9 protein-coding genes are annotated in these 14,458 nt (G+C 36.0%); 1 reads left to right on the top strand and 8 read right to left on the bottom strand.

The genetic code is table 11. From position 1 onward, the window contains the following. Positions 1-3: 3 nt before the first annotated feature. Entirely contained in the window at positions 4-1,191 is a 1,188-nt protein-coding gene (gene uxuA / locus B0X70_RS00725) for a mannonate dehydratase (protein WP_040153665.1), read from the top strand. 217 nt (positions 1,192-1,408) lie between these two features. On the opposite strand, the gene B0X70_RS00720 is transcribed toward uxuA, so the two are convergent. From B0X70_RS00720 to B0X70_RS00685, 8 genes are all read right to left on the bottom strand, one after another. Beyond that, on the bottom strand, positions 1,409-1,582 hold the full coding sequence (locus B0X70_RS00720; RefSeq protein ID WP_181147874.1) for a hypothetical protein: 174 nt from the start codon (positions 1,580-1,582) through the stop codon (positions 1,409-1,411). After that, on the bottom strand, positions 1,579-3,078 hold the full coding sequence (locus B0X70_RS00715) for an anti-phage dCTP deaminase (protein WP_217470654.1): 1,500 nt from the start codon (positions 3,076-3,078) through the stop codon (positions 1,579-1,581). Before B0X70_RS00715 ends, B0X70_RS00720 begins: the two co-directional genes overlap by 4 nt. Positions 3,079-3,561: 483 nt before the next feature. Then, the gene (locus B0X70_RS00710) at positions 3,562-5,151 is read right to left on the bottom strand and encodes a serine hydrolase domain-containing protein (RefSeq protein ID WP_217470653.1); all 1,590 of its coding nucleotides are present in this window, start codon (positions 5,149-5,151) and stop codon (positions 3,562-3,564) included. Positions 5,152-5,298: 147 nt separating this feature from the next. Then, the gene (locus B0X70_RS00705; protein ID WP_217470652.1) at positions 5,299-6,924 is read right to left on the bottom strand and encodes a serine hydrolase domain-containing protein; all 1,626 of its coding nucleotides are present in this window, start codon (positions 6,922-6,924) and stop codon (positions 5,299-5,301) included. Between the two features lie 144 nt (positions 6,925-7,068). Next, positions 7,069-8,664, bottom strand: coding sequence for a serine hydrolase domain-containing protein (locus B0X70_RS00700; protein ID WP_217470651.1), 1,596 nt, complete (start codon positions 8,662-8,664; stop codon positions 7,069-7,071). A gap of 306 nt (positions 8,665-8,970) precedes the next feature. Next, on the bottom strand, positions 8,971-10,566 hold the full coding sequence (locus tag B0X70_RS00695) for a serine hydrolase domain-containing protein (RefSeq protein ID WP_217470650.1): 1,596 nt from the start codon (positions 10,564-10,566) through the stop codon (positions 8,971-8,973). 308 nt (positions 10,567-10,874) lie between these two features. After that, positions 10,875-12,467 (bottom strand): serine hydrolase domain-containing protein, encoded by a 1,593-nt coding sequence (locus B0X70_RS00690; protein ID WP_181147875.1) that lies wholly within the window; start codon positions 12,465-12,467, stop codon positions 10,875-10,877. A gap of 305 nt (positions 12,468-12,772) precedes the next feature. Further along, a complete protein-coding gene (locus tag B0X70_RS00685; protein ID WP_217470649.1) occupies positions 12,773-14,362 on the bottom strand; it encodes a serine hydrolase domain-containing protein in 1,590 nt (529 codons plus the stop codon). Between the last annotated feature and the right edge of the window lie 96 nt (positions 14,363-14,458).

Here is a 14,458-nt window from a genome sequence, read left to right as displayed (position 1 = left end):
ACAATGGAACAAACCTGGCGTTGGTTCGGCCCAAATGATCCTGTTTCTTTAGATGATATCCGTCAGGCTGGTGCAACCGGCATCGTTACCGCATTACACCATATGCCTAACGGATACGTTTGGAACAAAGACGAAATCTTGGCCCGTAAAGCCCTTATCGAAAATAAGGGGCTTATCTGGTCAGTTGTTGAAAGCGTGCCTGTCCATGAAGAGATTAAAACTCAGACCGGTCACTATCAACAATGGATTAATAACTACAAAACTTCACTGAAAAATTTAGCAGAATGTGGCATCGATACCGTTTGCTATAACTTTATGCCTGTATTGGATTGGACACGCACCGATCTGGAATACTCACTCCCTGATGGTTCCAAAGCCTTACGTTTTGATCAAATTGCCTTTGCCGCATTTGAAATCTATATTCTCAAGCGTCCAAATGCAGAAGCTGATTACACCGTCGAAGAACAAGCTCAGGCAAAAGTCTATTACGACAACATGTCTGCTGCTGATATTAGGAAACTCACCACTAATATTATTGCCGGTCTGCCGGGGGCCGAAGAGGGATATACGTTAGCAGAATTTCAGGCGCAATTAGATCGCTACAAAGATATTACCCGCGATAAGCTGCGTGAACATTTGGCTTATTTTCTACACCAGATTGTTCCTGTTTGTGAGGAATATAATTTACGTCTGGCAATTCACCCGGATGATCCGCCCCGCCCTATTCTGGGCTTACCACGTATCATTTCCACCATTGAAGATATTGAATGGCTGACCACCATTGAACCAAGCCCAGTTAACGGCATTACCATGTGCACCGGCTCCTACGGTGTTCGTGGTGATAATGATTTGGTTGAAATGATTAAATGTTATGGCAACCGAATCTATTTTACTCACCTGCGCTCCACCCAACGGGAAGAGAACAGCAAAACTTTCCATGAAGCCTCTCATTTAGCAGGTGATGTGGATATGTATAACGTAGTGATGGAAATCCTGCGTGAAGAATATCGCCGTAAACAAGCTGGAGATAACCGTTTGATACCTATGCGTCCTGATCACGGCCATCAAATAATTGATGACCTAAGAAAACAGACTAATCCCGGTTATTCCTGCATTGGCCGATTAAAAGGTTTGGCAGAAATTCGTGGTCTGGAATTAGGTTTAAGACGAGCGTTTTTTGAAAATAAATAATGAATTTAAGTTATTCACTATATTTACTAGTAACCCTAAAAAGGGTTACTTTATTTAGATGAAGCCACGTTAAAGCAATTGACTACAACTTTATATACAAGCTCAATTTAAGCTAAAATTTTAATTTATTATTTTAGTTGATTTATTAATATATAAATTGGAGGTGAAAACATAAAATTTTTATCGGGCTTTTTATTTTCCAATAAATAAGAATAGGTTATGCCAACTTATTTTCAGCCTCACCTGTCGTATAATCCTTAGGATTTAAACTACGAGATACCTGTAGTAGGTTACGGGGAGTTCTCAACCCTACCTTCTTCCAATCTGGCCATTGATCAACTACCTTACTCATTTCTGCTAAATAAGCCAAAAACTCTTCTTTCTCAGTCATTTTTTTAACCCCTTTATTAATCTATTTACGTTAGTTACCGATCTTGTCTCTCTTTCTATATAAGATAATGGTAGCATCTGCATCCTAAGTCTGCCATCTTTTCTATGCCATTTAACAGCTTTACCATTTTTATCTTTTCTTCTTACTTTATATCCTATCCCTAGATTTGTTGAGAACAAATTAAAGAAACAGCGAGGCCCAACCCCCACGAATGGCTCAAAAATCACTTTATTATCAGAAATCTCTTCTTCAGGTCTTGAAATAGAATCAGGATGAAAATCAAAAGCTTTGCTTTTAGGATAAGGTTCAATATAGACAACTCGTTTTATACCACTGGCAACGATATGTTTTGCACAATTATGGCAAGGGAATGTAGTACAATACAATATCCCATTATGAGTACTAATATTACTTCTTGCACATGCTAAGATTGCCTCCATTTCAGCATGCACAACTCTTCCATATTCGGTAATATCTTTTATTTTACTTTTTAGGAGATATTCCTTAAATACTTCCTTTTGTTCATCTACAATATCTTTAAGTACATCCTCAATAATTAACCTTTTCTGTTTCGCGTTTGAATCCTCACCTATCTTATAATCTCTACCATTTTCAGCATCTTCAATTACATCCCCTACATAATCAGGCCAATATAATCCTCCGCCGAATCGTGGTACATCATTAGCTCCAGTTGAAATTATATTCTTATCTTTCGTTAATACAGCACCAACCTGACGGGAAAGATCCCCTGATCGTAAAGAAGCAGAAAAAGCCATAAACATAGCGTATTCATCAAAGGTTGGTGTGACATATGGATTACCAAAAATAAGATCTAGTATTCTCCATATATTATTATCGGTCCTATTCTTATTTCCATCATAATTTATAAAGAAATCTGATAACTCATAAGTATCTCTGGTATGCTGTCCCCACTTATTCCCCTCATTGGAATCACGATCGATCAACTTTTTAGCCTTTACTTCATCAATACATTTATCAACAATAAGATTTCTTAATCTTTGTGATTCACCAGTATATACACCTATCAGAAAAAAACCATTTGCATAAATATCCCTTAATGCATTGACCTCATCCGGGTGTTTAAGAGAACTTATAATATATGCTTTCCTGACCGATGGTGTTGGTAAAGTGTTTTTCTTGCTTCTTCCTTTACTTATCTTTGCTGCCGCAGCTAATGCCAATATAGAATTATCCTTGCTAGTCTCTCGTAAATAATTACCTTCTGACATTAAACAACTTATCCTCTCATAATTATCCTTTGTTGAGGGAATATCTCTTAATACTGAAATGATTTCAGAAGATACTCTTATCTTCTGTACATCATACCTGAACGCATTAAGCTTCTGTGTTATAGAATCTTTAATTATTTCCAAATCTGTTCCTACAGCACCAACTAACCCAATAACGACCTCAGAATCAAAATCACAAGGCATCTGATTCTTTTCAGATAGATATGTTTTATTTATATTAATCATGTTAAATATTTCTTCCTATTATCGTTTTACTCTACTTAAAATAGCCGTTAATTACATTTATAAAAAATGGATAATAACATTCAAACAAATATAATTTCGTAGCTAAATATAGATTTTTTATTTGCTATGCCCTGTACATTACGATTTAAACTATTCTTCTAAAAACAAGTTAGGAAATATTAATTAACGCTACATAATTTACCCTTTTTCGTAAATTTACTTCTCTTATATTATAATAAAGACTAAATTGTATTTCTAATTAGAGGGAAGATGTATCCCTGACGTATCAAGGACGATGAGAATATAAACCAAAAACAATCGATGAAGCAATTAAAATATCAAAATCATGACGAACAGGCAGAACATAATAGAAATAGTTCTGCCTGAAAATAAATAGGTTAGATAGAAAATCTCTTTATGTTCTCAATCGAATCTCTTCATCCTATAAAAAACATTATTATTTTATAGTTACAGTTTTATCAATTAAACCAGAACAAACTCTATCTTCCAACAACGTGAATCATTGACATAAAGACGAGGTTTATTTGTGTCATGATTTAATTCGAAATCAATAATAAGTTGAGTACTGGTAGATAAATAACTATTCTCATAAGCCCATCGTAATACCTCTTTTTTTCCAGGCAAGACAACCGCATCAATATAAAGATCATGGCCGGATGCTTCAATATTGACAATTGATTCCGTTTCGTTATTATAATAGCGACCTGATAATCGATGAATATCAATATCACCTTTACCAGTCATCTTCTTCAAATAGAAAACATTGTCATTTTCATCAATCTGTTCCAGTGCGATAACACTGTTATTTTCAATGATCGGTCTGAACCGGATTTCTCCACCCTTCTCTTGGAATGTTCCATCGGCGTTAAAGATAATCGGATTACCTTTCTCGAATAAATTACCTAATAAATAGCAATCTTCCTTGGTAATAATATAGGGATAGGGATCAGCCCCCTTGAACATACCGGTAATATCAATATTACTGGTTCGGCAATGCTCTGGTTCAGTCATATCAGTGTTAAATAATACATTAAGACATTGATTAGTAAACTCAACACTATTAATACCTGTTGCAGCCGTAATCACAATACCTAATTTAGCATCAGGTAAAACACAAACATCAGCTTTAAAACCACCATAGGCGCCATCGTGCCGTATTATCTTTTGCCCTTCACGTTGGCTGATCATCAAACCGTAAGCATAATTGTTGCGATTGCCATTAGCTAAATTTGGCATACGAGATAAATGAGGCAACATATCCCGAACAATTGATGGTGAATAAAATGCTTTCATCCAGCGGCATAAATCACTCACTGTAGAACGCAGCCCCGCACTCCCTATAGTTGAATCGTTGTGATCATATCTTATCCATTGATTTGAATCTTCGTTATAGACATAACCTATCGCCCGATCAGAGATAATCTCAGTAACATCATCATAGAAAGAGGTATTATTCATCTTTAATGGAATAAAGATATTCTCTTTCGCATATTCTCTTAACGATTTACCCGAAACCACTTTAATGATTTCTGCCAACAAATTATAGCCCGTATTGCTATAGCTAAAATATTCCCCGGGCGTAAAATTAAGCTTTTGTTGCCGTTGAATCAGTTTTCTCAATAAATCTATACTGCGGTGGTCAAAATCTGAATTTTTACCGGCAAAGCCATAAGGAACATATTTATCCCGTAACCCACTGGTATGATGAATAAGATGCTCAATGGTAATATCAGAGAAATATGCCAGGAAATAATCCACATATTTCCCCACTTTATCCTTGACGTTGAGTTTTCCTTCTTTTTCCAACAAGGCTATACAAAAAGCCGTGAATTGTTTCGAAACACTCGCCATATAGAATTTCGTATTTGGAGTTATGGCAACAGCATGTTCAATGCTGGCTTGCCCGATATAGCGCTTATAAATGGTTTCATCTCCGTGGGTAACAGCAACTGCGAGAGCGCCACCTTTTTTCTTATTTTCAATATCAATTAAATTGTCTATTTTATTAAGAAGAGACTTAATATTATCTCTAGATATCGTCAATTTCATCATTAATTTCCTTATTTAAGGTTATATAAAAAGAACATATATACAATCTGATAATACGGTGTAACAGGGCAGAACACGAATATAAAAATTCTATCTAAGATAATTACAATCTAATATAATTCAATCCATCCTGCCAGAGAAAGACTACTCTCAATTCGTGTTCATAACCCTATCAATTAAATTAAACCGGACGAATTCTATCTTCCAACAATACCCATCATTGACATAAATACGAGGTTCATTCGTATCCGAATTCAATTCAAAATCAATAATAAGTTCAGTGCCAGGCAAGAAATAGCTATTTTCGTAAACCCACCTTAAAGCCTCTTTTTTTCCAGGTAAAATAACCGCATCAATATAAAGATCATCACCGGATGCTTCAATATTGATAATCGATTCTGTTTCGTGATTATAATATCGTCCTGACAATCGATGAATATCGATATCACCTTTATCAATCATCTTTTTCAAACAAAAAATATTGCCATTTTCATTAATCTGTTCCAATGCAATAATGCTATCATTTTCAATGATAGGTTTGAACCGGATTTGCCCACCTTCCTCTTGGAAGGTTCCATCAGCATTAAAAATAATCGGATTTCCTTTTTCGAATAAATTGCCTAATAAATAGCACTCTTCTTTGGTAATAATATAAGGAAAAGGATCTACTCCTTTGAAAATACCGGTAATATCAATATCACTGGTCCGGCAAGGCTGTTTGTCTGGTTCAGTCATACCGGCATTAAACAATGTATCAAGACCCTGCATGATAAACTTATAAGCATAAGCATTTGTTGCGGAGGTAATAGCGATACCTAATTTGGCATCAGGCAAAATACAAATTTCTGATTTGAAACCACCATAAGAACCACCGTGTCGTATTATCTTTTGCCCTTCACGTTGGCTAATAATCAAACCGTAGGCATAATTGTTACGATCACCATTGGTTAAATCTAGTGTACGGGATAATTTAGGCAATAGCTCCTGAACAATCGATGGCGAATAAAACGCTCTCATCCAACGACATAAATCATTTACCGTAGAATAAAGCCCTGAACCACCGACTACCGCATCGTTGAGATCATTTCTTCTCCACTGGTGCAACGCCTCATTATAAACATAGCCCATCGCTCGATCAGAGATAATCTCGGTTATGTCATCATAGAAAAAGGTATCTTTCATCTTTAATGGGGCGAAAACATTTTCTTGCGCATATTCTCTCAATGATTTACCTGAAACCACGCGAACTATTTCCGCCAGTAAATTATAACCCGTGTTGTTATAGAGATAATATTCCCCCGGCGTAAAATTGAGTGCACGTTGCCGTTGAGCCAGTTTTCTCACCAAATCAATATGACGGTGATCAAAGTCCGAGTTTTTACCTGCCAGATTATAAAGCCCAAATTGATCCCGTAACCCACTGGTATGATGAATAAGATGCTCAATAGTAATATCAGAGAAATGTTTCGGGAAATAATCCACATATTTTTCAACTTTATCCTTGACGTTAATCTTTCCTTCTTTCTCCAACAAGGCTATACAAAAAGCGGTGAATTGTTTCGAAACACTCGCCATATAGAATTTCGTATTTGGAGTTATGGCAACAGCATGTTCAATGCTGGCTTGCCCGATATAGCGCTTATAAATGGTTTCATCTCCGTGGGTAACAGCAACTGCGAGGGCACCGCCATTTTTCTTATTTTCAATATTAACCAATTCGTCTATTTTCTTGAGAAGAAACTTAATTTTATTTTTAGATATAGTAGATTCCATCATTAATTCCCTTATTTAAGGTTATATAAAAATAACATATATACAGTGTGATAAGGCAGAATAATAATATGGAAATTCTGCCTAATATAATTCAATCAATTCTACCAGAAAAACACTATTCTCAACTCGTGTTCACAACACTATCAATTAAACTGGGACGAATTCTATATTCCAGCAACGACCATTACTGAGATAAAGATAAGGTTCATTCGTGTCAGAGTTTAATTCAAAATCAATAATAATCTCTGTGCTAGGAGAAAAATAACTGTTCCCATAAACCCGATGTAAGACCTCTTTTCTTTCAGGAGAAATAATGGCATCGATATAAAGCTCATCTTCAGAAGCTGTAACAGTGAGCACAGATTCTGTTTCGTGGTTATAATAATATCCTAATAGTAGCTGAATATCGGCACCACCATCATCAATCATCTTATTTAGATAAAAAACATTGCCATTTTCATTAATCTGCTCCAATGCAATAATACTGTCATTTTCAATGATAGGTCTGAACCGAATTTTCCCATCCACCTCTTGGAATGTTCCATCAGAATTAAAGATAATCGGGTTGCCTTTCTCGAATAAATTACCTAATAAATAGCAATCTTCTTTGGTAATAATATAAGGATAAGGTTGTATTCCTTTGAATATACCCGTAATATCAATATCACCAATCCGACAAGGCTGTTTTTCTAGTTTAGTACCATTGGGATTAAACAATACGTCAAAACATTGTCGAACAAGCTTAGAGACATTAGTATTCATTGCAGAAGTAACAGCAATACCTAATTCAGCATCAGGCAAAATACAAACTTCTGATCTGAAGCCACCATAACCACCATCATGTCGTATTATCTTTTGCCCTTCACGTTGGCTGATCGCAAAACCGTAAGCATAATTGTTACGATTGCCATTAGTTAAATCTGGCGTACGAGATAATTGAGGCAATAGATCCTGAACAATCGATGGCGAATAAAACGCTCTCATCCAGCGACACAAATCATTCACTGTAGAATATAGCCCCGAACCTCCTACCGCCGCATCATTGAGATCTTCTCTTATCCATCGGTTCGAGTCCTCGTTATAGGAGTACCCCATTGCCCGGTCAAAAATAATCTCGGTAACATCATCATAGAAAAAGGTATCTTTCATCTTTAATGGGACGAAAACATTTTCTTCTGCATATTCTCTCAGCGACTGGCCTGAAACTACTCTGACTATTTCCGCCATTAAATTATAACCCGTGTTGCTATAGAGATAATATTCTCCAGGCGTAAAATTAAGCGCTTGTTGTCGTTGCGTCAGTTTTCTCACCAAATCAATATGACGGTGGTCAAAGGCTGAATTTTTACCTGCCAGGCTATAAAGTAAAAATTGATCACGTAATCCACTGGTATGGTGAATAAGATGTTCAATGGTAATATCAGAGAATTCTGCGGGGAAATAATCCAAATATTGTCCAACTTTATCCTTAACGCAAAGCTTTCCTTCTTTCTCCAACAAAGCAATGCAAAAAGCCGTGAATTGTTTTGAAACGCTCGCCAAATAGAATTTAGTATTAGGTTTCACAGCAACAGCATGTCCAATGTTAGCCTTTCCGATATGGCGCTGATAAATTGTTTTATTACCGTGAGTAACAGCAACAGCGAGTGCGCCTCCCTTTTTTTTATTTTCAATATTAACCAGTTCGTCTATTTTTTTGATAAAAGAGTTGATATTATTTGTAGATATCGTTGATTCCATCATGAATTTCCTTATTTAAGGTTATAAGACAGGAAATATATATTCAACCTAATAGCAATACATATATGGGCAGTACTATAAGACGTAAACAGGAAACATCCAAGTGATAATGACTATCATTTAATATATGAATGGCAATATAAAGTAACTACGGAAGCTGATGTTTTCAAAAAACAGACAGAACATAAATATAATAGTTCTGCCTGGAACAAAATGCATCTAATGGAAAATATCTTTAGGCCCTCAACAGCATTAATTACACCCTGTTATAACAATACCATTCTTCATTCTGATTTATCACTTTAAAAATTAAACTGCGACAAATTCTACCCTCCAGCAACCCCAGTCATTGATATAAAGGTGAAGCTTATTCATATCAGAATCCAATTCAAAATCGATAACAAATTCAGTACTCGGGGAGAAATAACTATTACCGCAAACCCGCCGTAAAACCTCTTTGTTTTCAGGGTAAGTAACCCCATCAATATAAATTTCATCTCCAGAAGCAGAAATAGTCACCATTGCTTCTATTTCATGACTATAATAATTCCCTGACAATCTCTTAATATCGATAATATCGTCATCATTCATCTTGTTAAAATAAAAAACATTGCCATTTTCATCAATCTGTTCCAATGAGATAACACTATTATTTTCAATGATAGGTCTGAATAGGGTTTTACTTCCCTGCTGTTGGAATGAACCATCAGAGTTAAAAGTAATCGGCTCGCCTTTTCCAAATAAACTACCCAATAAATAGCAATCCTCCTTGGTGATAATATAAGGATAAGGCGTTGCCCCTCGGAAAATTCCTGTGATATCGATATCACAGGTTAAACAATATGATTTTTCCGGTTCAATTATATTCGTGTTAAACAACACATCAAGACACTGTTCAATCCATTGAATGACATTAATATTTGTTGCAGAGGTAATAGCGATACCTAATTTAGCGTCAGGCAAAATACAAACATCAGATTTGAAACCAGCATAGGAACCATCATGCTGTATTATTTTTTTCCCTTCTCGTTGGCTGATAATCAAGCCGTAAGCATAATTATTGTGATTGCCATTAGTTAAATCTGGTGTACGAGATAATTGAGGCAACAGCTCCTGAACAATCGATGGTGAATAAAATGCTCTGATCCAACGACACAAATCATTCACCGTAGAATAAAGCCCTGTGCCACCTACTACGGAACCATTGAGATCATATCTTGCCCACCGGTTCGGTTCCTTATTATAAGTGTAACCCATCGCCCGATCAAAAATAATCTCTGTGACATCATCATAGAAAGCAGTATCTTTCATCTTTAACGGAGCGAAAATATTTTCTTCTGTATATTCTCTCAATGATTTACCTGAAACCACACTGACTATTTCAGCCAGCAAATAATAGCCAGTATTGCTATAAGCATAATATTCGCCAGGTGTAAAATTAAGTGCTCGTTGCCGCTGAGTCAGCTTTCTTATCAAATCAATATTATGGTAATCAAAACGCGAGTTTTTACCTGCCAGACGATAAAGTAAAGATTCATCACGTAATCCACTGGTATGATGAATAAGATGTTCAATAGTAATATCAGAGAATTCTACCGGGAAATAATCCAGATATTGCCCGACTTTATCCTTGACGCTGAGCTTTCCTTCTTTCTCTAATAAGGCTATGCAAAAAGCGGTGAATTGTTTTGAAACACTCGCTAAATAGAATTTAGTATTAGGTTTTGCAGCCACAGCATGTTCAATATTAGCCTTTCCGATATGGCGCTGATAAATCGTTTTATTACCGTGGGTCACAGCAATAGCAAGAGCGCCACCCTTTTTCTTATTTTCAATATCAACCAATTCATCTATTTTCTTGAGGAGCAACTTAACTTTATCTGTAGGTATAGTAGATTCCATCATGAACTTCCTTATTTTAAAATTATAAAACAGAACATATATACGATCTGATAGCAATATCATATACAAGTAATTACTGTAAGACGTAAATAGCAAATCATCCAAGTGATAATCATCATCATTTAATATATGAATGGCAATATAAAGTAACTACAGAAGCTGATATTTTCAAAAAACAGACAGAACATAAATATAATAGTTCTGCCTGGAATAAAATGCATCTAATGGAAAATATCTTTAGACCTTCAATAGCATTAATTACACCCTGTTATAACAATGCCATTCTTCATTCTGATTTATCACTTTGAAAATTAAACTGCAACGAATTCTATCCTCCAACAACGTGAAGTACTGGTATAGAGATGAGGTTTATTGGTATCAGGATCTAATTTAAAATCAATAATCAGTTCAGTACTGGGCGAGAAATAACTATTCCCATAAATTCGCCGTAAGACTTCCTTTTTACCAATATAAACAACTCCATCAATATAAATCCCATCGCCAGAAACGGAAACAGTCATCGTTGCTTCTGTTTCATGATTATAATAACGCCCTGACAATCGCTGAATATCGACACCACCCTCATCAATCATTTTTTTAAAATAAAAAACATTGCCATTTTCATCAATTTGTTCTAATGCAATAACACTATCATTTTCAATAATTGGCCTGAACCGGATTTTACCACCTTTCTCTTGGAATGTACCGTCAGAGTTAAAGGTAATCGGGTTGCCTTTTTCGAATAAATTACCCAACAAATAAGTCTCTTCCTTGGTAATAATATAAGGATAAGGCTCTGCCCCTCGGAAAATACCGGTAATATCGATATCACTAGTTAGGCAATACGGTTCTTCTGGCTTAATATCGATGTTAAACAAGATATCAATATGCTGCTCCACCCATGCAGAAACATCAACACCTGTTGCAGCGGTAATCGCGATACCTAATTTAGTATCCGGTAAAATACAAACATGAGATTTGAAACCAGTATAGGAACCACCGTGTTGTATTATCTTTTGCCCTTCTCGTTGGCTGATAATAAAACCGTAAGCATAATTATTACGATTACCATTAGTCAAATCTGGTGTACGGGATAATTGAGGCAGCAGATCCTGAACAATCGATGGTGAATAAAATGCTCTCATCCAACGACACAAATCATTTACCGTAGAATGAAGCCCTGAACCACCGACTACCACATCGTTGAGATCATCTCTTACCCACCGGTGCAACTCCTCGTTATAAGCGTAACCCATCGCTCGATCAGGAATAATCTCAGTTATGTCATCATAGAAAAAAGTATCTTTCATCTTTAATGGGGCAAAAACATTTTCTTCCGCATATTCTCTTAACGATTTACCTGAAACCACTCTAACTATTTCTGCCAGCAAATTATAGCCCGTATTACTATAGAGATAGTATTCGCCAGGCGTATAATTAAGCGCTTTTTGCCGTTGAGTGAGTTTTCTCACCAAATCAATATGACGGTGGTCAAAGTCTGAATTTTTACCTGCCAACTCATAAAGCCCAAATTCATCCCGTAACCCGCTGGTATGGTGAATAAGATGTTCAATGGTAATGTCAGAGAATTCGGCAGGGAAATAATCCAAATATTGTCCAACTTTATCCTTGACGCAAAGCTTCCCTGCTTTTTCCAACAATGCAATACAAAAAGCGGCGAATTGTTTTGAAACACTAGCTAAATAGAATTTAGTATTAGGTTTTACTGCAACAGCATGTTCAATGCTAACTTGTCCGATATGACGCTGATAAATGGTTTTATTGCCGAGGGTAACAGCAACGGCGAGGGCTCCACCCTTTTTTTTATTCTCAATATTAACCAGTTCGTCTATTTTCTTGAGAAACAACTTAATCTTATCTGTAGATATAGTAACTTCCATCATTAACTTCCTTATTTAAGGTTATAAAACAGAACATATATATTCAATCTAATAGCAATACATATGTGGGCAGTACTGTAAAACGTAAATAGGAAACATCCAAGTGATAATGATTATCATTTAATATATGGTGGGCAATATAAAGTGACTACCGGAGATGATGTTTAAAAAAACAGACAGAACATAAATATAATAGTTCTGCCTGGAGTAAAATGCATCTAATAGAAAATATCTTTAGTCCCTCAATAGCATTAATTCCATTCTGCTATAACCATGTCGTTCTTCATTCTAATTTATCACTTTATAAATTAAACTGTGATAAATTCTATCTTCCAACAACGTGAATTGCTGACATAGAGATGAGGTTTATTGGTATTAGGATCTAATTCAAAATCAATAATCAGTTCAGTGCTGGGAGAAAAATAACTATTCCCGTAAATCCGACGTAAGACTTCCTTTTTACCAGGATAGACAACTCCATCAATATAAATCCCATTGCCAGAAGCGGAAACAATCATCGTTGCTTCTGTTTCACCGTTATAATAACGTCCTGATAATTGCTGAATATCGACACCACCTTCATCAACCCTCTTTTCAAGATAAAAAACATTGCCATTTTCATTAATCTGTTCCAATGCAATAACACGGTCATTTTTAATGATAGGTCTGAATCGGATTTTACCCCCTTCCTCTTGGAATGTACCGTCAGAGTTAAAAGTAATCGGATTGCCTTTTTCGAATACATTACCCAATAAATAGCAATCCTCCTTGGTAATAATATAAGGATAAGGTTCTTCCCCTCGGAAAATACCGGTGATATCGATATCACTGGTTAAGCAATGCGGTTTTTCCAGTTCAATATGGGTGTTAAACAATATATCAATATTCTGCTCCACCCATGCAGAAACATTAACACCTGTTGCAGCGGTAATTGCGATACCTAATTTAGCATCCGGTAAAATATAAATGTGAGACCTGAAGCCAGCATAAGCACCACCATGTTGTATTATCTTTTGTCCTTCGCGTTGACTGATAATCAGACCGTAAGCATAATTATTGCGATTACCATTGGTTAAATCTGGTGTACGGGATAATTGAGGCAACAGATCCTGAACAATCGATGGTGAATAAAATGCTCTAATCCAACGACACAAGTCATTCACGGTGGAGTGAACCCCGCCGCCACCCACAGCAGAATTGTTGATATCATCTCTTACCCACTGGTGCAGCTTCTCGTTATAAACACAACCCATAGCTCGATCAGAAATAATCTCGGTTATGTCATCATAGAAAAAGGTATCTTTCATCTTTAATGGGACGAAAATATTTTCTTCCGCATATTTCCTCAACGATTTACCTGAAATTACTCTGACTATTTCCGCCAGTAAACTATAGCCCGTGTTGCTATAGAGATAATACTCCCCAGACATGAAATTAAGTGCCTGTTGCCGTTGGACCAGTTTTCTCACCAAATTAATATGGCGGTGATCAAAGTCTGAATTTTTACCTGCCAGGTGATAAAGTAAAAATTCATCCCGTAACCCACTGGTATGGTGAATAAGATGTTCAATGGTAATGTCAGAGAATTCTGCGGGGAAATAATCCAAATATTGTCCGACTTTATCCTTGACGCTGAGCTTTCCTTCTTTCTCCAATAAAGCTATGCAAAAAGCGGTGAATTGTTTTGAAACACTTGCTAAATAGAATTTAGTATTAGGTTTTATCGCTACAGCATGTTCAATGCTAGCTTGCCCGATATGACGCTGATAAATGGTTTTATTACCGTGGGTAACAGCAATGGCAAGAGCGCCACCTCTTTTTTTATTTTCAACATTAACTAATTCGTCTATTTTCTTGAGAAACAACTTAATCTTATCTATAGATATAGTGAACTCCATTATTAATTTCCTCATTTCATTTAAGGGTATAAAACAGAACATATATATTCAATCTAATAGCAATACATATGCGGGCAGTACTGTAAAATGTAAACA

This window comes from Photorhabdus akhurstii (genome assembly GCF_019090985.1).
Lineage (GTDB): Bacteria > Pseudomonadota > Gammaproteobacteria > Enterobacterales > Enterobacteriaceae > Photorhabdus > Photorhabdus akhurstii.
This window is presented reverse-complemented; position numbering and strand designations above follow the sequence as displayed.